At 68.3% G+C, this 18,654-nt stretch carries 18 protein-coding genes and 2 tRNA genes; 11 read left to right on the top strand and 9 right to left on the bottom strand.

The window, feature by feature from the left end:
- Positions 1-109 precede the first annotated feature (109 nt).
- Positions 110-586 (top strand): hypothetical protein, encoded by a 477-nt coding sequence (locus IE069_RS02115; RefSeq protein WP_189348430.1) that lies wholly within the window; start codon positions 110-112, stop codon positions 584-586.
- Between the two features lie 89 nt (positions 587-675).
- Here IE069_RS02115 and IE069_RS02110 read toward each other — a convergent pair whose 3' ends face one another.
- From IE069_RS02110 to IE069_RS02100, 3 genes are all read right to left on the bottom strand, one after another.
- Positions 676-1,482 carry an alpha/beta fold hydrolase gene (locus IE069_RS02110; RefSeq protein WP_189348429.1) on the bottom strand — a complete coding sequence of 269 codons (807 nt, stop codon included), beginning with the start codon at positions 1,480-1,482 and terminating at the stop codon, positions 676-678.
- Positions 1,479-2,006 carry a PadR family transcriptional regulator gene (locus tag IE069_RS02105; protein ID WP_189348428.1) on the bottom strand — a complete coding sequence of 176 codons (528 nt, stop codon included), beginning with the start codon at positions 2,004-2,006 and terminating at the stop codon, positions 1,479-1,481. The genes IE069_RS02110 and IE069_RS02105 overlap by 4 nt, the downstream gene beginning before the upstream one ends.
- Positions 2,007-2,124: 118 nt before the next feature.
- Positions 2,125-3,966 carry a phosphoenolpyruvate carboxykinase (GTP) gene (locus tag IE069_RS02100; RefSeq protein ID WP_189348427.1) on the bottom strand — a complete coding sequence of 614 codons (1,842 nt, stop codon included), beginning with the start codon at positions 3,964-3,966 and terminating at the stop codon, positions 2,125-2,127.
- Positions 3,967-4,275: 309 nt separating this feature from the next.
- Here IE069_RS02100 and IE069_RS02095 point away from each other — a divergent pair.
- Positions 4,276-4,349, top strand: a tRNA-Arg gene (locus IE069_RS02095).
- 91 nt (positions 4,350-4,440) lie between these two features.
- Here the strand turns inward: IE069_RS02095 and IE069_RS02090 are convergent.
- Both IE069_RS02090 and IE069_RS02085 read right to left on the bottom strand, forming a co-directional pair.
- Positions 4,441-4,965, bottom strand: coding sequence for a SixA phosphatase family protein (locus IE069_RS02090; protein ID WP_189348426.1), 525 nt, complete (start codon positions 4,963-4,965; stop codon positions 4,441-4,443).
- Between the two features lie 91 nt (positions 4,966-5,056).
- Entirely contained in the window at positions 5,057-5,872 is an 816-nt protein-coding gene (locus IE069_RS02085) for a winged helix-turn-helix domain-containing protein (RefSeq protein WP_189348425.1), read from the bottom strand.
- A gap of 478 nt (positions 5,873-6,350) precedes the next feature.
- Between IE069_RS02085 and IE069_RS02080 the strand changes: the two genes are divergently transcribed.
- Both IE069_RS02080 and IE069_RS02075 read left to right on the top strand, forming a co-directional pair.
- Positions 6,351-7,091: a response regulator transcription factor gene (locus IE069_RS02080; RefSeq protein WP_189348424.1), complete on the top strand. Its 741-nt coding sequence runs from the start codon at positions 6,351-6,353 to the stop codon at positions 7,089-7,091.
- Positions 7,088-8,560 carry a sensor histidine kinase gene (locus tag IE069_RS02075; protein ID WP_189348423.1) on the top strand — a complete coding sequence of 491 codons (1,473 nt, stop codon included), beginning with the start codon at positions 7,088-7,090 and terminating at the stop codon, positions 8,558-8,560. The genes IE069_RS02080 and IE069_RS02075 overlap by 4 nt, the downstream gene beginning before the upstream one ends.
- Before the next feature lie 3 nt (positions 8,561-8,563).
- Here IE069_RS02075 and upp read toward each other — a convergent pair whose 3' ends face one another.
- A complete protein-coding gene (gene upp / locus IE069_RS02070) occupies positions 8,564-9,202 on the bottom strand; it encodes a uracil phosphoribosyltransferase (protein ID WP_189348422.1) in 639 nt (212 codons plus the stop codon).
- A 48-nt stretch (positions 9,203-9,250) separates the two neighbouring features.
- On the opposite strand from upp, the gene tadA reads away from it, so the two are divergent.
- The 3 genes from tadA (at position 9,251) to IE069_RS02055 (ending at position 10,343) form a co-directional block, all read left to right on the top strand.
- Positions 9,251-9,733, top strand: a complete 483-nt coding sequence (gene tadA, locus IE069_RS02065; RefSeq protein WP_268245160.1) for a tRNA adenosine(34) deaminase TadA — start codon at positions 9,251-9,253, stop codon at positions 9,731-9,733.
- A gap of 79 nt (positions 9,734-9,812) precedes the next feature.
- A tRNA-Ser gene (locus tag IE069_RS02060) sits at positions 9,813-9,903 on the top strand.
- A gap of 275 nt (positions 9,904-10,178) precedes the next feature.
- Positions 10,179-10,343 carry a GNAT family N-acetyltransferase gene (locus IE069_RS02055; RefSeq protein ID WP_189348421.1) on the top strand — a complete coding sequence of 55 codons (165 nt, stop codon included), beginning with the start codon at positions 10,179-10,181 and terminating at the stop codon, positions 10,341-10,343.
- A gap of 280 nt (positions 10,344-10,623) precedes the next feature.
- Here the strand turns inward: IE069_RS02055 and IE069_RS02050 are convergent, their stop codons facing one another.
- From IE069_RS02050 to IE069_RS02040, 3 genes are all read right to left on the bottom strand, one after another.
- Positions 10,624-11,583, bottom strand: a complete 960-nt coding sequence (locus IE069_RS02050; RefSeq protein WP_189348420.1) for a carbohydrate ABC transporter permease — start codon at positions 11,581-11,583, stop codon at positions 10,624-10,626.
- On the bottom strand, positions 11,580-12,551 hold the full coding sequence (locus tag IE069_RS02045) for a carbohydrate ABC transporter permease (protein WP_189348419.1): 972 nt from the start codon (positions 12,549-12,551) through the stop codon (positions 11,580-11,582). The genes IE069_RS02050 and IE069_RS02045 overlap by 4 nt, the downstream gene beginning before the upstream one ends.
- A gap of 97 nt (positions 12,552-12,648) precedes the next feature.
- Positions 12,649-13,986, bottom strand: a complete 1,338-nt coding sequence (locus IE069_RS02040; protein ID WP_229790885.1) for an ABC transporter substrate-binding protein — start codon at positions 13,984-13,986, stop codon at positions 12,649-12,651.
- A gap of 210 nt (positions 13,987-14,196) precedes the next feature.
- Between IE069_RS02040 and IE069_RS02035 the strand changes: the two genes are divergently transcribed.
- The 4 genes from IE069_RS02035 (at position 14,197) to IE069_RS02020 (ending at position 18,654) form a co-directional block, all read left to right on the top strand.
- Positions 14,197-15,201, top strand: a complete 1,005-nt coding sequence (locus tag IE069_RS02035; protein WP_189348418.1) for a LacI family DNA-binding transcriptional regulator — start codon at positions 14,197-14,199, stop codon at positions 15,199-15,201.
- A gap of 233 nt (positions 15,202-15,434) precedes the next feature.
- Entirely contained in the window at positions 15,435-17,381 is a 1,947-nt protein-coding gene (locus IE069_RS02030; RefSeq protein ID WP_189348417.1) for a BCCT family transporter, read from the top strand.
- A 149-nt stretch (positions 17,382-17,530) separates the two neighbouring features.
- Complete coding sequence (rlmH, locus tag IE069_RS02025; RefSeq protein ID WP_189348416.1) at positions 17,531-17,989, top strand: 23S rRNA (pseudouridine(1915)-N(3))-methyltransferase RlmH; 459 nt, start codon at positions 17,531-17,533, stop codon at positions 17,987-17,989.
- Positions 17,990-18,027: 38 nt separating this feature from the next.
- Positions 18,028-18,654, top strand: coding sequence for a hypothetical protein (locus IE069_RS02020; protein WP_189348415.1), 627 nt, complete (start codon positions 18,028-18,030; stop codon positions 18,652-18,654).

Raw genomic sequence — 18,654 nt, 5'->3', positions numbered from 1 at the left:
TGCGCCCGTCGAACACCGAGCCGTTCCTGCGCTACAACGGCGAGGCCGCCGAACGTGACACCATGGAGTCGATCAGGAACACCGTGCTAGACATCGTCAGGAGTCAACCATGAGCGAAAACCGCATCGCCGACATCGGCGCCGCGGCCCACGACGAACTGAACCGCCTGCTCGGCACCTCGCTGGGCATCGCGCGCGAGCAGCTGGAGGCGCACGGCGTGTTCCTCCCGTTCGCCGTCGGCCTCACCGCCGAGGAGAACGACGAGGGCGAGATGCGCCTGCTCGCCGTCCAGCCGCCGGAGGACAGCGAGGACCCGGAGGCGGACATCGACGCCGACGTGATGATGACCGACCTCATCAGCCTCCTCTCCGAGCAGAAGGCGGATTTCCGGGCCGTGGCCATGATCTCCGACGTCACCATGCTCGAGAGCGGCGCCGACGCGATCCACGCCGCTGCCGAGCACGAGCTCGGCGGGGCTGTCGCCGTCGTCCAGTCCTACACTGCTCCGTCTCCCGAGGAGGAGGACCCGACCTGGTCCTTCGGGGAGCCGGCCACCGAGGCCAGCGAGCTGAAGATCTGGGCCTGACGCCCGACGGGCACGCGGCGTGAACGCGTGCGCCTGCAACACCGGTTCGGCCGGGCACGAGCTCGGCTCGCGCCCGGCCGAACTACTCTCTAGGCCGGCTCGCCCAGCCGGGGATGGGCCTCGCGCCGCTCGGCCCAGCGCCGCACAGCGGCGTTGAACAGGAGCGGCTCCTCGAGGTTCCAGGCATGGTGCAGACCGGGCGCGATCCGGACCTGCGCGGCCCCGAACCGGCCCTCCAGCGGGGCGAGGCCCTTCCGGATGTGCTGGGGTTCCTTGGCGCCGGCGGTCAGCAGCACGGGCCCGTCGAATTCCTCGAGCCCCGCGGGCAGCACGGCTGCGGCCACGTCTTCGGCGACCGCGCGAGCGGTGGCCGGTGCGACGGCGTCGTTCTCGGCGGATTCGAGGACGCCGAAGGCGCCGGCCTGCATCCTGGCGAACCACTCTCCGCCCCAGATGCGCAGGCGCGCCGCGGCGCCGGTGCGGGCCGACGCGGCCGGGGCGGCCGCGGGGACGCCGGAGAGGAACGCGGTGTCGACCAGCTCGGGGTGGCGGGCCAGGACCTGGAGCCCGACCAGGCCGCCGAGGCCGATCCCGACCAGGTGCACGCGGCCGGCCTCGACGCGATCGGCGATGAAGGCGGCGGCGTCGTCGGCGGCACTGTCGAGGCCGCCCCACTCCTCGTCGCGGCGGGCGCCGTAGCCGGGCAGGTGCGGCGTGAGGACCCGGTAGTCGCCGAAGGCCTCCACCTGGCGGTGCCACGACCAGTTTCCGGTCATGCCGCCGTGGAGGAAGACGAGGGTCTGGGTCCGCTCGCCGTCCGGACGTGGGCGCCGCGACGCGTGCACCTCCGGGTAGGCCGCGTGCTCGTCCCGGGCGGGATCCGCCTTCTCCTTCACGGCATGCTCCTCTCGACGCTGCGCAGCCATTTGAGCTCCGCCTCGGTCCGGCCGACCTCCCGCTCCAGGGTGGCGGCCATCAGGTAGGCGCGGCGATCGTAGCCGGAGACGTCCCCGAGCCCCGCCCGCTGCGCACGGTACTCCTCGAGCCGGTCGGTGACCTCGGAGCGGCGGGCCCGCAGCAGGCGCATGACGTTCTCGCGCTCGAGTTCGCCGGAGAAGAACAGCCGGGCCAGGAACGGCTCGCGTACCGGTTCTGCATCCAGGCCGGTGTTCAGCCAGGCTGCCAGTGCGGCGCGGCCCGCGTCCGTGATGTGGTGCTCCTGGCGGTCCGGGTAGTTCTCCTGCGGGACGACGCGCACGACGGCGAGCCCGTCCTCGACCAGCTTGTTCAGCGTCCGGTAGATCTGGGCCTTGTCCGCATTCCAGAAGTGGTTGATGCTGGAGTCGAAGTGCTTCTTGAGGTCGTACCCGGTCATGGGCGCGAGGGTCAGCAACCCCAGGATCAGCCGCGCGAGAATCATTCCCTCATTCTGCCACCTACTAGGTGATTCGTCGCCTAACCACGCAGCCCGGCACCGCGGTGCCCGTAGACGCACGAAGGCCCCGGACCTGGGGTCCGGGGCCTTCACTGCTCGGGGGTCAGGCGCCGAGGCGCTGCTTCAGGCCGTCGAGTTCGGTGCGCAACGACGCGGGCAGGGCGTCGCCGAAGTTCGCGTACCACTTCTCGATGCCGTCGATCTCCGCCTTCCACTCATCGTGGTCGACGTTGACCGCGACCTCGACGTCGGCCGCGGTGTAGTCCTCCAGCCCGGTCAGGTCGATGGAGTCGGCCGTCGGAACGAATCCGACCGCGGTCTCGGTGGCGTCGGCCTTGCCCTCGATGCGCTCGACGACCCACTTCAGAACGCGCGAGTTGTCGCCGAAGCCCGGCCACGCGAAGCCGCCGTCCTGCGTGCGGCGGAACCAGTTCACGAGGAAGATCTTCGGACGGCGCTCCTCCGAGAGCAGGCCGGAGATCCTGTCCCAGTGGTTGAGGTAGTCGCCGGCGTTGTATCCGATGAACGGGAGCATGGCCATCGGGTCGCGCCGCACGACGCCGACGGCGCCGGAGGCGGCCGCCGTCGTCTCCGAGGAGAGCGTCGAGCCCATGAAGACGCCGTTCGCCCACGAACGGGACTCGGTCACCAGGGGGACCGTGGTCTTGCGTCGGCCGCCGAAGAGGATCGCGTGGATCTCGACGCCGTCCGGGCTGTAGTACTCCTCGGAGAGCATGTCGATCTGGTCGATCGGCGTGCAGAACCGCGAGTTCGGGTGGGCGGCCGGGCGCCCGGATTCCGGCGTCCAGTCGTTGCCCTGCCAGTCGGTGAGGTGGGCGGGGACGTCGTCGGTCATACCCTCCCACCAGACGCCGCCCTCGTCGGTAAGGGCGACGTTGGTGAAGATGGAGTTGCCCTTGGTGATGGCGCGCATCGCGTTCGGGTTGGTCGACCAGCCGGTGCCGGGGGCGACGCCGAAGAGGCCGTACTCCGGGTTGACGCCGCGGAGCTCGCCGTCCTTGCCGATGCGCATCCAGTTGATGTCATCGCCGAGGGTCTCGGCCTTCCAGCCCTCGATCGTCGGATCGAGCAGCGCCAGGTTGGTCTTGCCGCAGGCCGAGGGGAAGGCGCCGGCGATGTTGTACGACTGCCCTTCCGGGCTGGTCAGGCGCAGGATGAGCATGTGCTCGGCGAGCCAGCCCTCGTCGCGGGCGATGACCGAGGCGATGCGCAGCGCGTAGCACTTCTTGCCGAGCAGCGCGTTGCCGCCGTAGCCGGACCCGTAGGACCAGATGGAGCGCTCCTCGGGGAAGTGCACGATCCACTTCTCAGAATTGCAGGGCCAGGCGACATCGTCCTGCCCCGGCTCGAGCGGGGCGCCGACGGAGTGCAGGGCCGGGACGAAGAACGCGTCCTCCGCCTCCATCTTGCGCAGCACGTCGGTTCCGATGCGGGCCATGATGCGCATCGACGCGACGACGTAGGCCGAGTCGGTGAGCTCCACGCCGTACTGGGGCTCCTCGGCGTCGAGGGGTCCCATCACGAACGGGATCACGTACATGGTGCGGCCCCGCATGGAGCCGGTGAAGCGCTCCGTGAGGATGCCCTTCATCTCGACCGGATCCATCCAGTTGTTGGTGAAGCCGGAGTCCTTCTCGTCCTCCGAGCAGATGAAGGTCCGCTCCTCGACCCGGGCGACGTCGGCCGGATCGGAGAACGCAGCGAAGGAATTGGGGAAGGTCTCGTCGTTGAGCTTCCGCAGGGTTCCCGTCTGGACCAGCTCCGCGGTCAGCCGGTCGTTCTCCTCTTGGCTGCCGTCAACCCAATACACCTCGGCAGGTTGCGTCATCTGGGCGACTTCGGCCACCCAGGCGGACAGAGCCGCATGCGAAGTGGGCGCCGAGATCTGCGCGTCGTTGACCTGCTTGGTGGAGCTCTCGCTCATGTCCATGTCCCTCCATTGGGCTGTTGCTGGTGTAACGATGCTAAGGGCGCGAAGATTGCACCCAATGTGATGGACTTCGCACTACCGCTCGGTACAGTGAGAATCGGGGGGAGAATTCCCCGGGATTCCGGGGATTGACCCAATCCGGTTGTGACTAAGGTCACATAGACCGGTCTAGTCCTGAAGTCGTGGAACAGGGAATCCGCAACCGGCGGCCCCGGAGGGAGGCCGACTGATTTTGCACCCCAAATGAGCGTGTGTATAGTTGAACAGGTCGAACGCACGGCGGGCGGCGAAAAAACAAAATATGCGCCCATAGCTCAGCTGGATAGAGCGTCTGTCTACGGAACAGAAGGTCAGGGGTTCGAATCCCTTTGGGCGCACATTATCAGAAGAAGGCTCCGCTCCGGCGGGGCCTTCTTCTTTGTTCTGTCCGGGAGGCCTGCCCCGGCGCGCTCCGGGCGGGAGCCGCCCCTACGGGCGCGGCACCGCGAACCGGGTGACGCGCGCGTCCCGGCCGTCGAGCTCCGCCCACGGCTTGGCGGACTCCATCAGCGTCAGCCCGAGGGTCGGGTAGTCGGTCGCCAGATCCATCACGGCGGACTCGTCGGACTCGATCGACGCCAGATTCATCGCGACCTCCTGCACGGTGGGCAGGTGCCCGATGACGAGCAGCGTCCCGACGGTCTGCGGAGTCTCGTTGATGATGGACAGCAGCTGAGCGGGACCCGCACCATAGACGCGCGAATCGATGTACGGGGTCGGCCCGGCCTCCCCCAATTCGCTCGAGACCCAGGCGCACGTCGACCGCGCACGCAGAGCGTCGGAGCAGACGATGTAGTCGGGGACCACGCCGTGCTCCACCAGCCAGCGCCCGGCCAGCGGCGCGGCCGCATCGCCGCTGGAGGCCAGGGGCCGCGAGTGATCGTCGACGCCGAAGGGGAAATCGGCCTTGGCGTGCCGGAGCAGAATCAGGCGCTTGATGTGGTGGTCACTCATGGTCAAACACTATCCGCGCCGGGCGCACCCGTTAAACGGCTCGCGGCCGCTCCCCGTACCGGGGAGCGGCCGCTGCGGTGGTGGACCCGGACTAGATGGAGTACTCCGGTGCCGCCCAGACGACGACCTCGGGGTGCTCGTAGAAGCGGTAGCCCTGGCCCCGCACCGTGCGGACGGTGTTGGCGAGGCGGCCGAGCTTGGAGCGCAGGCGGCGGATGTGGACGTCGATGGTGCGCTCGTTCGGGATCTCCTCGGCATTGCGCCACAGGTTGGAGAGCAGCTCCTCGCGGCCGACGGTGCGGGTGCCGTTCTCGACCAGGTAGTTCAGCAGCTCGAACTCCTTGTAGGTGAGGTTCAGCGACTCTCCGTCGAGGTGGACCTCGCGCCGGGAGAGGTCGATCAGGACGCCCGACGGGCGTGGAGCGGCCTGCTGGGCGCGGGCGGCCTCGGTGCGCGGGCGGCGGGAGACCGTCGGGTCGCCGAGCGCCTGACGCACGACGTCGATGTTGTCCCCCTGCGCGTCGGCCGGCGCCAGGGCGACGGCCGCATGGGTCTTCGCGTCCGGGGCCAGCGTCTGCAGGAAGGCGCGCACCTGCGTGGCCAGCTTGCCGAGGGACGTGCCGGCGGCCTGCGCGGTCGCCTCGTCCATGCCGACGTAGAGGACGAAGCCGCGCGCCTCCGTATCGCTCTTGACAGCCTGCGGGCCACGCGCCGGGCTCTCCGGTGAGACGACGGGTGTCGGCGCGGTCATGGGCTGCCGCTCCTGCATGCCCGGCACGGCATGCAGGGAACGCTGCGGTGCCGCTGCGCCGTAGCCAGCGTGACTCGAGGCCTGACGCTGAGCAGCCGCGGCGCGGTTCTGGGCATTGCGAACGGAGATGTGGACGTATCCGGAAGTGACGGACATCTGTATACCTCTTACTGTGCGGAGAGCCGGTGCGTCGAGCCGGTGAGAGTCCGCTTCGGTCCACGTGATGAGCCGAGGCGAAATCTGTACCGATCAACGATCACATTGACCAGTGTGACGTGAGGCAATCGCGACCCGCAAGTAATATTCATCCGACCTGTCCACCATATGAGACAAGCGGTGCATTTTGTGACGAGCATCACTACGGACAGATTTCGAGATCGCAGGTTCCGGATCAATCGAAATGCGCATGGATAGCACGGAACGGTGTGAGATCTGTTCAATACAGGAGAAGGGGGCGCACCTTTATGAGTACCAGCGAATACTTATACGCACTCATTTCAGGTGTCACACTCCGGATTCACGGCCCGAATGCTTGACGCGGCCGTGCTAGAGCGTTGCACACAGACCATCTTCTCACAGGCTCCGCACAGGCTGGACCTAGATTCGCCTCACACTGTCGAGGCACAGTAGAGGCATGACCTCGGACAAGTTCGCCCCGCACCAGCTGCCCCGCCTGACCCATCCCGACGGTGCGCCCGTGCGCGCGCTGGTTGTCGACGATGAGCCGTCGCTCGCCGAGCTCGTGAGCATGGGATCGCGGATGATGGGGTGGGAGACGCGCATCGCGCACGACGGGCCGGACGCCGTCGCCGCAGCCCGCGAATTCACCCCCGACGTCCTGATCCTCGACTGGATGCTCCCGGGCTTCGACGGGCCCGAGGTCCTCGGCAAGGTCCGCGCCTTCCTCCCGGACGTCCCCGTCCTGTTCCTGACGGCCAAGGACTCGACCGAGAACAAGATCGAGGGGCTCGCCTCGGGCGGCGACGACTACGTGACCAAGCCCTTCAGCCTCGAGGAGGTGCTCCTGCGCCTCCACCGCCTCGTCGAGCGATCGGGCGTCACCGCCTCGGATGCCGCCGAGATCGTCGTCGGCGACCTGGTCCTGGACCTCGACCTGCGCGAGGCCCGGCGCGGCGGCGAGGCCATCATGCTGACGGCCACCGAGTTCGACCTGCTGCGCTTCCTGATGGAGAACGCCCGCCGCGTCATGAGCAAGGGGCAGATCCTGGCGAACGTGTGGGAGTACGACTTCGGCGGCCAGGCCAACATCGTCGAGCTCTACATCTCCTACCTGCGTAAGAAGATCGACGCCGGCCGCGAGCCTATGATCCACACCGTCCGCGGCGCCGGGTACGTCCTGAAACCGGCCGCATGAGTCTTCGCACCCGCATGCTGCTGGCGCTCGTCGCCATGCTGGCGCTGATCTGCCTGGTGATCGGGTTGATCACCCAGACCGTCATGCGCTCTCAGCTCTACGGGCAGCTCGACTCGGAGCTCGCGAACGCCACCCAGCGCGGCCAGGACTTCCAGCGCTCCGCTCCGAACAACAACCCGCTCTCGGCCCCCGGGCAGGCGTCGGGCACGCTGAGCTTCCTGGTGGTGGACGACCGACTCGGCGTCGGCGGCATCCTGGACTCGACGACGGGCAAGCACCACACGGTCTCGCTCCTGTCCCCGCAGGACACCCAGGCCCTCCTGAACACGCCCCTGGGGCGGCGTCCCCAGTCCCTCGAGCTGAGCATCGGCGACTACCGCGTCTCCGCGGCCCGGCTCGACGACTCGGTGCTCATCACCGGCCTGCCCGAGGACCGCACGCAGACGACGCTGCACCAGCTCACGCTGACGATCGTGGTCGTGTCCCTCGTCGGGCTCGCGGCCACGGCCCTCATCGGGTCGATCATCGTCCGCCGCTCCCTCAAGCCCCTCGAGCGCGTCTCCGCGGTCGCCACGCACGTCTCGAACCTGGAGCTCGACGCCGGCCGCGTCCAGGTCGCCGAGCGCGTCGCGCCGAACGACGCCGTCCCGGGGACGGAGGCCGGAAACGTCGGGCACGCGCTCAACGGACTGCTGGACAACGTCACCAGCGCCCTGGACGCCCGCCAGGCCTCGGAGGAGAAGCTGCGCCGCTTCGTGGGCGACGCCTCGCACGAGCTCCGCACCCCGCTGGCGGCCGTGCGCGGCTACTCGGAGCTCGTGAACGCCACCGAGCACCTGAGCGACGACGGCCGCACGGCGATGCACCGGGTGCTCGACCAGAGCCAGCGCATGGGCAGGCTCGTGGACGACCTGCTGCTGCTGGCGCGCCTGGACAACCAGGCCGCGCGGCACGACGACGCGGCGGCGGATGGCGCGGGCACCCCGGCACGCGCCGCCGTCGTCGACCTCTCCCGCCTGGTCGTGGAGGAGGCCGCGGACTTCCAGGTGACCGCGCAGGACCACACGTGGGAGCTGGACGTGCCCGCCGAGGCCGTCGAGACCCGCGGCGACGAGGCGCAGCTGCGGCAGGTCGTCTCCAACCTGCTCGCCAACGCCCGCAAGCACACCCCGGAGGGCACGCGCGTGACGGTGCGCCTGACGGGGCCCGCCCACGGCGGCCCGGCCCTCGTGGTGAGCGACGACGGCGACGGGATCGCGGAGGACTTCCTGCCGCACGTGTTCGAGCGCTTCACCCGCGCCGACGCGGCCCGTTCGGGCTCGGACGGCACCACCGGGCTGGGCCTGCCGATCGTCAAGGCGATCGTGGAGGCGCACGGCGGGCAGATCGCCGTGTCCAGCCGGCGGCGCGAGGAGGGGCGCCCGGGGCGGACCACGTTCGAGGTCCGCCTCCCCCGCGCCGCGGCCTGAGGCCTACTGGGCCAGGCCGTAGAGGCGGTCGCCGGCGTCGCCGAGGCCGGGCACGATGTACGCGTTCTCGTCGAGCTTCTCGTCGAGGGACGCGAGCACGAGGCGGATGCGGTCGTCCTGGCCGTGGGCCTCTTCGAGGCGCGCGATCCCCTCGGGCGCGGCGATGAGGCAGATGCAGGTCACGGACTCGGCGCCGCGGGCGAAGAGGAACTTGATGGCCTCGACGAGCGTGCCGCCGGTCGCCAGCATGGGGTCGAGCACGAACACCTGACGGCCCGTCAGGTCGTCCGGCAGGCGCTCGGCGTAGGTGACGATGTTGAGCGTCTCCTCGTCGCGGGCCATGCCGAGGAAGCCGACCTCGGCGGTCGGGACCAGGCGCGTCATGCCCTCGAGCATGCCGAGGCCGGCGCGCAGGATCGGAACGACCAGGGGCGTCGGCTTCGCGAACGCGGTACCCGTGGTGGTGGCGACCGGGGTCTCCACCTGGACCTCCACCGTCTTCACCTCGTCCGTGGCCTCGTAGGCCAGCAGCGTCACCAATTCGTCGGTGAGCTGCCGGAAGACCGGCGAACTGGTGTTCTTGTCACGCAGAACGGAAACCTTATGGGCGACCAGCGGATGGTCCACAACCTGTACTCGCATGCCACCAAAACTACCAGCAGCGGGACCGAGGTGGACTAGGATTCAGGCGTGATCTCGCGCTCCGCCGCCCACAGTGAATGGATGGGCCTCGCCCTTGCCGAGGCACGTGCCGCCCTGGACACGGACGACGTGCCGATCGGCGCCGTCGTGCTGGATCCCGACGGGCGCGTGCTCGCGGCGGGACGCAACCGGCGCGAAGCCGACGGGGACCCCACCGCGCACGCCGAGGTCGAGGCGATCCGCGCCGCGGCCGCGGCGCTGCGCGAGGCCGGGAACGACGACGGCTGGCGGCTGGACGACTGCACACTCGTGGTCACGTTGGAACCGTGCGCGATGTGCGCGGGGGCGATCGTGCTGGCGCGAATCCCGCGGGTCGTCTTCGGCGCCTGGGACGAGAAGGCCGGAGCATCGGGTTCGGTCTTCGACGTGCTGCGCGAGCCGCGGCTCAACCACTTCGTCGAGGTGTTCCCCGGCGTCCGCGAGGAGGAATGCGGACGGATGCTGCGCGACTTCTTCCAGTCGCGGCGCTGACGCGCGCGACCCGATTTGAGCAGGCCGCGCCTGCTCCGGTACAGTGGTGCAGTCTGGTTTCGTGCAAACGATCCGGTCTGGTGACGTGTCCGAGCGGCCGAAGGTGCAACACTCGAAATGTTGTGTACGGTAACCCCGTACCGTGGGTTCAAATCCCACCGTCACCGCCACTGAGAAGAGGGTCCCGAGATGATCTCGGGGCCCTCTTCCGTTTAATCCCCACCCCTCGCCTTTCCGTGGCCCGTTCTGCCCGGGCGATCCCGCAGTCCTTGCGGCCGCCGACGTGCGCAATCGCCACGATCTGACCCCATGGGGACGGGTCCGGCCCGAGGCGTACTGCACCGAGACCTGGCAAGCAGCGAACATCCACCAGCGCCTGGCTGGGGAACTGGGTTGGCCGTCGATTGGACGAGGCCTGGCGACAATCCGTGTTGAGGAACTCGTCATGACCGCTGGAGGCGGACGCGGACTGGACCGCATCGAAGCCAGCACCCACCTACGCAACCTGGGGGCGCAGCATGTCCTGCTGAAACCCGGATTCCAGCAGATCAGGGTCGCGCCGAACTATCTGCGCATCGTCGGGACAGGCAGGATCACGATCTCTATCTGAGGATCGTGGCCGACTCGTCGGCCAGGGACAGAAATCGCCCAGTCTCCTACTGCCTGCAATTTTCCCCGGGTCGCGACCCGGGGAACGAGCGCGTGGACAGGAGAGTGAGCACGCTTGAGCCGATGTGTCCCATGCGTTGGCCGGGGAGTGTGGACATCAACCGGGGAATGGCCCGGCCCGCGAGCCGTGTGGATGCGACAGTCCGGAGAATGAGCCCCCGGCGGAAACAGATGGCCCCCCGGGCTCCCGATCATCCCGGGAGCGCGGGGTCCTCTGCCCCCTACCCCTTCGCCGAGCCGGCCAGCAGGCCGCGGACGAAGTACCGCTGCAGCGAGAAGAAGACGATCAGCGGCACGACCAGCGAGACGAACGCGCCGGCCGTCAGCCGCGCCCAGCTCTGACCGCGCGAACCGGCCAGCTCCGCCAGGCGCTGCGTCAGCGGGGCGGTGTCCGGAGTGCCGGAGGAGAAGACCAGCGCCACCAGCAGGTCGTTCCACACCCAGAGGAACTGGAAGATCGCCACCGATGCCAGAGCGGGCATCGCCAGCGGCAGCACCACTTTGAGGAAGATCTGTCCGTGGCCGGCGCCGTCGACCCGGGCCGCTTCGATCACGTCCCGCGGAATCTCCGAGATGAAGTTGTGCAGCAGGAACGTCGCCAACGGCAGCGCGAAGATCGTGTGCGCGATCCAGACCGGCAGGTACTGCTGGTCCGGGATGATCGGGATGACATCGCTGATCGACCGCATCACGGGATGCAGGAACGTCACCGTCATCTGCAGCAGGGGGATCAGGGCCAGCTGAAGCGGCACGATCTGCAGGGCGAACACCAGCACGAAGAGAGTCGAGGACCCTCTGAACTTGATCCATGCGAAGGCGTAGGCGGCCATGGCGGCCAGCGCGAGCGGGAAGAGCGTCGCGGGGATCGCGATGAAGAGCGAGTTGATGAAGTACTCGCCGAGCTGCGGGGCCGACGACGAGCCCGAGAGCAGCACCTCCTGGTAGTTCTGCAGCGAGAACCCCGGGTTCTGGAACAGGGTCCACCAGCCCGTGGACTCGATCAGATCCGGTTCGCGGAAGGAGGAGAGGAACAGCCCGAACGTGGGGATCGTCCACAGGACGGCGATGACCAGGGCAATCATCGAGGCGATCCTGGAGGTCATCCGCTTCTTGACGCGGCCGGCCTTCGCTTCAACCTGGCCCCGCTCAACGGGAGGCGTGGGAACGGCTACCTGACTCATCGAATCTCCCTCTGCTTCCGGAGCACGCGGATGTTGTAGACGACGATCGGGGTGACCATCAGGAACAGGATCAGCGCGAGGGCGGCGCCGCGGCCGGGCTCCCCCGCCCGGAACGCCTGCGTGTACATCTCATTGGCGACGACGGACGTATCGAAGTTGCCAGCCGTCATCGTGCGGACGATGTCGAATACTTTCAGCGTGGCGATCGTGATGGTGGTGACGACGACGACGATCGATCCCTTGATCCCGGGAATCGTGACGTTGAAGAACCGCTGGACCGGGGACGCGCCGTCGAGCTCGGCGGCCTCGTGCTGCTCCGCCGGGACCCCCTTGATGGCGGCGGACATCACCACCATGGCGAAGCCCGTCTGGATCCAGATCATCACCACGATCAAGGCGAACGTGTTCCACGGCGAATTCTGCAGAATCTGCTGCGGGACACCGCCCAGCCAGACGATGATCTGGTTGACCAGACCGTACTGCTCCTGGGCGGGTGAGCGATACGCGTACATGAAGCGCCAGATGATGCTGGCCCCGACGAAGGAGATCGCCATCGGCATGAAGACGAGCATCTTGAAGTACTTCTCGCCGCGGGATTTGTCGATCAACACGGCGTAGACGAGCCCGACCGCGGTCGAAATGGCCGGGACCAGCAGGACCCACAACACGGTGTTCCACAGGGTGATCAGCGCCAACGGCTGCGTGAACATCCACACGAAGTTGTCCATGCCGACGAACTCGCCCGTTCGGCCGGTGAAGGCCATGAAGCTGGTCCGGACGGCGGGGTAGATCAACCCGATCGCCAGCAGAAGCATGGCCGGTCCCAGGAACAACGCGAGCTGGATGAAGTCCTTGCGCCCCTTGGCGCTGCGATCCAGGAAGAAGAGGATCAGTCCGAAGACCGCCACGAAGGCCACGATGCCGGTCGCGAACTGGAGGGCCTTCCCCATGAGGTCGAGTGAGGTCATGATGTCTCCGTTCTTCGCCGGGCGGACGGCTCGCGCCGCCCGTCCAGCGAAGGTGAAGGGGCTCCGGGTCTCCCCGGGTGCCCGTGGGATCGTCGGTCTACGGCCAGCTGCTCTCGACCTGCTTCAGGACTGCCTCGGACTCGTCCCCGCTGATCCAGTCGACCATGGCCCTCCACAGCGATCCGGCCCCTACGGCCCCCGGCATCAGGTCCGATCCGTCGAAGCGGAACGAGGTCTCCGGGTCCTGCAGCATCTCGATGGCGTCGACCAGAAGCTGCCCCGACGTCTCCGCAGCTGCCGGGTCAACACCCGAGTTGGCCGAGATGACGCCGCCGAGCGAGACGCGTTCGTTGGCCCAGGTGTCCGAGGCCAGGAACGTCTGCACGGCCGTGATGGCCTCCGACTCCCGGAAAGCGCCGACGAGCTCTCCGCCGCCGGTGACGGCCGATGCCCCTTCCTCGACTCCCGGCAGGAGGAAGGCGAAGACGTCGCCGTCCTCGGCGATTTCCGTGCCCTCCGGCCAGAATCCGGCGTAGAAGGACGCCTGGTGGTGCATGGCGCACGCGTCGTCCAGAATCGGGAGGCCGGCCTCGCCGAAGTCGGTGCCCGCGATCGTCGACACGTTGCCGAAGCCGCCGTTGACGTAGTCGGGATTCTTGATCAGATCTCCGACGCGGTCGAGCGCCTCGACGATGCGGGGATCGTCGAACGGGATCTCGTGGTTGACCCACTGGTCGTAGACCTCGGGTCCGTGGAGCCGGAGAACGTAGTCCTCCAGCCAGTCCGTTCCCGGCCAACCCGTGGCCTCCTGCGATCCGAAGCCGACGCACCAGGGCTTGTTGCCGTCGGCGGCGATCTGCGCCGTCAGCTCGTCCACCTCGTCCAGCGTCGCCGGCACCTCGTACCCGTTCTCCTCGAAGAACGACGGCGAGTACCAGACGTAGCCCTTGATGTTGGCCATGAGCGGGGCCGCGTAGAACTCGTCGTCGACGGTGCCGTACCCCTTCCAGTCTTCGCTCCAGAACTCGTCGACATTCGCCTCGACGGCGTCCGGGGCCGGAACGAGGTACTCCTGGGCCACCATGGTCGCCAGCAGGCCGGGCTGCGGGAAGAAGGCCAGATCCGGCGCGTTGCCGCCTTGGGAGCGCACGTTGATCTGCGTCTCGAATTCGCCCGATCCCTCGTATTCGATGTCGATCCCGGTGCAGGACTCGAAGTCCGCCCAGGATTCGTTCAGCAGGTCGGCCTCTACGTCGATGATGGAACCGTAGGCCGAGACCTGGTCACCCTCGAACGTGCCGTACTCCTCGTAGATGCTGCAGTCGGCGTCGCCGCCGGCCTGCTCCTCCATATCCCCCACGCAACCCGTCAAGGTCAGTGCGCTCACGCCCACCAGTCCCAGCGCGGTGGTGAGGCGACGGTGCGAATGTCCCACGGCTTTCTCCCTACGTTCTTCGTTTCGACGTGCTCTGCACAGACCGGTCCCAGCGAGTCGCAACCGGTTCCATCAATGAACCGTAACCTAGATCACATCCGGTTCCAAGATCCGTGATCGAATCGATGCAGGACCGGACGTGGCAGGCCGCGGCGGGGCTAGACTCGAGCAGAATCGACGATGGAACCACGCCACAGGAGGGATGAGCCCATGGCGACCCTGGCCGACGTCGCCCGTGCCGCGGGCGTTTCCAAAGCGACGGCCTCCCGCGCCCTCGCGGGCCGCCAGGTGGCGCAGCAGACGCGCGAGCGCGTCCTCGCGGCGGCACGCCGGCTCGACTACGTGGCGTCGCCCGCGGCGGTGAGCCTCGCGACGGGGAAGTCGGGCATGATCGCGGCGATCGTCCCGTCGCTCGACACCTGGTTCACCGCCACCCTGATCGACGGCATCGCCGAGGCGGCCCTCGACCGCGACTTCGATGTGGTCCTCTACGGACTCGGCGAGCGCGGGACCCTCCGGCAGCGCGCATTCGAGCATTTCCAGCGGAGGAAGCACGTCGACGCCGTCTTCTCCGGGAACTTCGCCCTGACCACCGGGGAGATCGAGCAGCTGCGGGACCTCAACGTGCCCGTCGCCGGCATCGGGGCGGCCGCGGAGGGCATCCGGACCTGGTGCCTCGACGACGTCGCCGCCGGACGCGCGGCCACCGACCATCTCATCGGGCTGGGCCACCGGGAGATCGTCTTCGCCGGCGGCCGCCGCGAGACCGACCTCTCCCTCTACATCGCCGAGGACTCCCGGCACCGCGGCTACGCGGAGTCCCTGGCCGCGGCCGGCCTCGCCGTGCGGCCCGCCCTGCACGTGGAGCCCAACTTCAACGCCGCCTACGCCGAGGGCCTGCGGCTGTTCAGGTCGGCCGAGCCGCCGCGGGCGCTCTACGCCGCCACGGACGACATCGCGATGGGCCTGATCCTGGCCGCGCGGGACGCCGGCCTGGCGATCCCGGCCGACCTCTCGATCGTGGGCACCGACGACCAGCGCCTCGCCGAGCCGTTCGGCCTGACCACGCTGCGTCAGGACCCGGCCGCCCAGGGCGGCGAGATCATGCGCTGGCTGGCGCGGGAGATCGAGACGCCGAGCCGCGACCGCTCCCACACGCGGGTGCTTCCCGAGCTGATCGTGAGGGGCACGACGGCGGCGCCGACGCCCCGCTGAACCCCGCCGCCGTCGTACTCCGGAACGGCCCGCAGAGCCCGTGTGCGGCAGGTCACGGCCGCCCGGCCGGGTTGACATGTGATGCACTTCATCCGTATGTTCTTCCTCTTGTCCGGTGCGGTTGCCGCGGACGTTTTGCCGCGTAGCCCTCCAGCCGCCAGCGCAGCGGATTCAGACCATCCCCGCTCGACGCCGCGCCCCGGACGGATCTATCCCCTACCCGAGGAGGAACCGTGGACGCACCACGGCCTACCAGCACGCCCGTCGAATCCGACGACACCCCATACCCTCACGACATCCACCCCGGCCTGGTCCCGGGAATCGCCGTCGACGAGCAGCGGGTCCGCTACGGCACCGACCGGCTGGTCTTCGGCGTCGCGGCCGTGCTCATCGTCGGGTTCATCATCTGGGGCGTGGCGAGCACCGAGTCGCTGACCGCCGTCTCCGGCATCGCCCTGACGTGGGTGGTGTCCAACACGGGCTGGCTCTTCAACGTGCTGGTGGCGATCGTCCTCGTCTTCCTGATCTACCTCGCGCTCAGCCGGTACGGCAAGATCCCCCTAGGACGCGACGGCGAGAAGCCCGAGTTCAAGACCTTCTCCTGGATCACCATGATGTTCTCGGCCGGCGTCGGGATCGGCATCTTCTTCTTCGGCCCCTACGAGCCGCTCTTCTACTTCATGAACCCGGCGCCCGGCGCCGCGGATCCGGAGACCGTCGAGGCCATGCACAAGGCCATGGCGCAGACGCTCTACCACTGGGGTTTCCACGCCTGGGCCCTGTACTCGCTCGTCGGCGCGGCGGTCGCCTACGGCGCCTACCGCCGCGGCCGCGTGCCCCTCATGAGCTCCATCTTCACGCCGGTCTTCGGCAAGGACCGGGTCAACGGCTGGCAGGGCAAGACCATCGACATGCTGGCCATCGTCGCCACGCTGTTCGGCACGGCCGCCTCGCTCGGCATCGGCACGCTGCAGATCGGCCGCGGCGTCGAGATCGTCACCGGTATCGGGACGATCGGCAACTCGGCCCTGATCCTCATCATCGTGGTCCTGACGATCGGGTTCATCCTCTCCGCCGTCTCCGGCGTCGGCCGCGGCATCCGCTGGCTGTCCAACATCAACATGACCGCCGCCTTCGGCCTGGCCGTCTTCATCTTCATCGCGGGCCCGACCCTGTTCCTGCTGAACTTCCTGCCCTCCGCCACGTTCGAGTACTTCCGCGACTTCTTCGAGATGATGACGCGCAGCGCCTCGTGGGGCCCGGAGGCCGCAGCGTTCTCCGAGACCTGGACGGTCTTCTACTGGGCCTGGTGGGCCTCGTGGGCCCCCTTCGTCGGCATCTTCCTCGCCCGGATCTCCCGCGGCCGGTCACTGAAGCAGTACATCTTCACCACCCTGGCCGTCCCCTTCATGGTCTGCATCTTGGCCTTCGGCACGTTCGGCGGCACCACCCTGTGGATGCGCGCCAACGGCAACGAGGCGATCACCGCCGACATGTCGCCGCAGAACCTGCTGTTCGAGGTCCTGCATTCGCTGCCGCTGGGATCCATCACGCCGTTGATCGCGATCTTCTGCCTGGCGATCTTCTTCATCACCTCCGCCGACTCGGCCTCCCTGGTGATGGGCACGCTCTCCCAGCGCGGCAACCCGACCCCGGACAAGAAGGTCACCGTCTTCTGGGGCCTGGCCATGATGGGCATCGCCGTCGTGATGCTGCTGATCGGCGGCAACGAGGCGCTCTCCGGCCTGCAGAACCTCATCATCGTCTCGGCACTGCCCTTCGCGGTCATTCTGCTGGTGATGATCTTCGCGTTCTTCAAGGACCTGCAGACCGACCCGGCCGTGATCCGCACCGAGTACGCGCAGACCGCACTCGAGAACGCGGTGAGGTCGGGCATCGACGAGCACGGGGACGATTTCGCCCTCACCGTCGAGAAGACGCCGGAGGGCGAGGGCGCGGGTGCCGAGTTCGACTCCCACGCCGACGAGGTCACCGAGTGGTACCAGCGCTACGACGAGGACGGGAACCCGGTCGGCTACGACTACGACGCCGGCGAGTACGACGACGGCTGGACGCCGGAGACCGGTGCCATCGGCGCCGTGGACCCGTCGGACGCGGGCCAGGGCGCCCGGTCCCCCGTCGACGCGGACCGCGACGAGGACCCGCAGCCGGCCCGGTAGCGCGGAGTCCGCAACAGAACGACAGCGGCTGCCGCCTCTCGCACGAGGGGCGGCAGCCGCCGTCGTTCTGTCGTCTGGAGGCGGGCGCCGGCGGCGACCGGCCGAAATGCGGACGCCCGGTGGCAGGCTGGACTTGAGAGGATGGGGACATGGGAATTCGGGTACTGGCGATCGGGAAGAAGCACGAGTCGTGGGTCGAGGAGGGCATCGGCCGCTACGCCAAGCGGATGAAGAAGCCCTACGACGTCGCCTGGCAGCTGCTCCCGCACTCGTCGCGCGAGGCCGATGCCGCACGCACCGAGGAGAGCGAGCGCCTGCTGGCCAAGGTGGGCGCCCAGGACTACGTGGTGCTGCTGGACGAGCGCGGCAAGAACGTCGATTCGCCGGCGCTCGCGGCCCAGCTGCAGCGGCAGTTCGACACGTCCAAACCGGTCACCGTCATCATCGGCGGCGCCTACGGGGTGGCCGATTCGGTGCACCAGCGCGCGAACTTCGTGTGGAGCCTCTCCAAGCTGGTGTTCCCGCACCAGCTGGTGCGGCTGATCCTGGCCGAGCAGCTCTACCGCGCCCAGGAGATTTCCGGCGGCCGCCCGTACCACCACACGTAATTCAGGTAGGTTGTGAGTAGGACGTCTGGAGGAGAACCGTGAAGATTCGCCAGCTGGTCACTCTCGCCGCCGCGGCCGTCGCGGCGCTCCTTCTTGCGTCGTGCTCGCAGGCCGAATCGCCGGCCGTCGAGACCCCCTCCGGCACGGGCGATCCCGCCGCAGGCAGCTCGCCGTCCCCGACGGGAGGGACCGGCGGGCAGATACCGACCGAGCCCGATCCGCTCGCCTCCGCCGGACCGCCCGAGTGCACGGCCGAGGCCCTGCCGTTCAAAATCGGGAAACCCACCGGGACCGACGACGAGGCGACCACGCGCAGATTCGACTTCGGTCCGACCACCGCCGACTGCACGCTCTCGCAGCAGTTCGACGTCGCCTTCCTCGACGACTCGGAGGACGTCATCGGAGCCCCCGCCGCCTTCGCAGCGGAAACGCCGTTCTCGCCCCTGACCGTCGAGACCGGGCAGTTCGTGAGCGTCGACGTCCGGATCCGTGAGACGGGCACGATCGATCCAGCCGCCTGCGAACCGGTCGAGTCCACCTACGTCGGGTGGAGGCTCGCGGGCGATGCAGCCTACGCTCTCGGTGATCAGGCCGGAGACGGCCGGGTGGCCTGCGCCTCCGCCGAGCACGAGCTACTGGAGGTCGGACCATATCGGATCCAGTAG

It is taken from the genome of Zhihengliuella salsuginis, assembly GCF_014651715.1.
GTDB lineage: Bacteria > Actinomycetota > Actinomycetes > Actinomycetales > Micrococcaceae > Zhihengliuella > Zhihengliuella salsuginis.
Note: the sequence above shows the minus strand (reverse complement) of the source record. Positions and strands in the feature narration are given on the sequence as shown.

What these genes read in the sequence shown, in the direction of transcription:
- IE069_RS02115 (WP_189348430.1), top strand. Translation starts at nt 110, where the DNA reads ATGAGCGAAAACCGCATCGCCGACATCGGCGCCGCGGCCCACGACGAA.
- IE069_RS02105 (WP_189348428.1), bottom strand. Translation starts at nt 2,006, where the DNA reads ATGATTCTCGCGCGGCTGATCCTGGGGTTGCTGACCCTCGCGCCCATG.
- IE069_RS02100 (WP_189348427.1), bottom strand. Translation starts at nt 3,966, where the DNA reads ATGAGCGAGAGCTCCACCAAGCAGGTCAACGACGCGCAGATCTCGGCG.
- IE069_RS02090 (WP_189348426.1), bottom strand. Translation starts at nt 4,965, where the DNA reads ATGAGTGACCACCACATCAAGCGCCTGATTCTGCTCCGGCACGCCAAG.
- IE069_RS02085 (WP_189348425.1), bottom strand. Translation starts at nt 5,872, where the DNA reads ATGTCCGTCACTTCCGGATACGTCCACATCTCCGTTCGCAATGCCCAG.
- IE069_RS02080 (WP_189348424.1), top strand. Translation starts at nt 6,351, where the DNA reads ATGACCTCGGACAAGTTCGCCCCGCACCAGCTGCCCCGCCTGACCCAT.
- IE069_RS02075 (WP_189348423.1), top strand. Translation starts at nt 7,088, where the DNA reads ATGAGTCTTCGCACCCGCATGCTGCTGGCGCTCGTCGCCATGCTGGCG.
- upp (WP_189348422.1), bottom strand. Translation starts at nt 9,202, where the DNA reads ATGCGAGTACAGGTTGTGGACCATCCGCTGGTCGCCCATAAGGTTTCC.
- IE069_RS02055 (WP_189348421.1), top strand. Translation starts at nt 10,179, where the DNA reads ATGACCGCTGGAGGCGGACGCGGACTGGACCGCATCGAAGCCAGCACC.
- IE069_RS02050 (WP_189348420.1), bottom strand. Translation starts at nt 11,583, where the DNA reads ATGAGTCAGGTAGCCGTTCCCACGCCTCCCGTTGAGCGGGGCCAGGTT.
- IE069_RS02045 (WP_189348419.1), bottom strand. Translation starts at nt 12,551, where the DNA reads ATGACCTCACTCGACCTCATGGGGAAGGCCCTCCAGTTCGCGACCGGC.
- IE069_RS02035 (WP_189348418.1), top strand. Translation starts at nt 14,197, where the DNA reads ATGGCGACCCTGGCCGACGTCGCCCGTGCCGCGGGCGTTTCCAAAGCG.
- rlmH (WP_189348416.1), top strand. Translation starts at nt 17,531, where the DNA reads ATGGGAATTCGGGTACTGGCGATCGGGAAGAAGCACGAGTCGTGGGTC.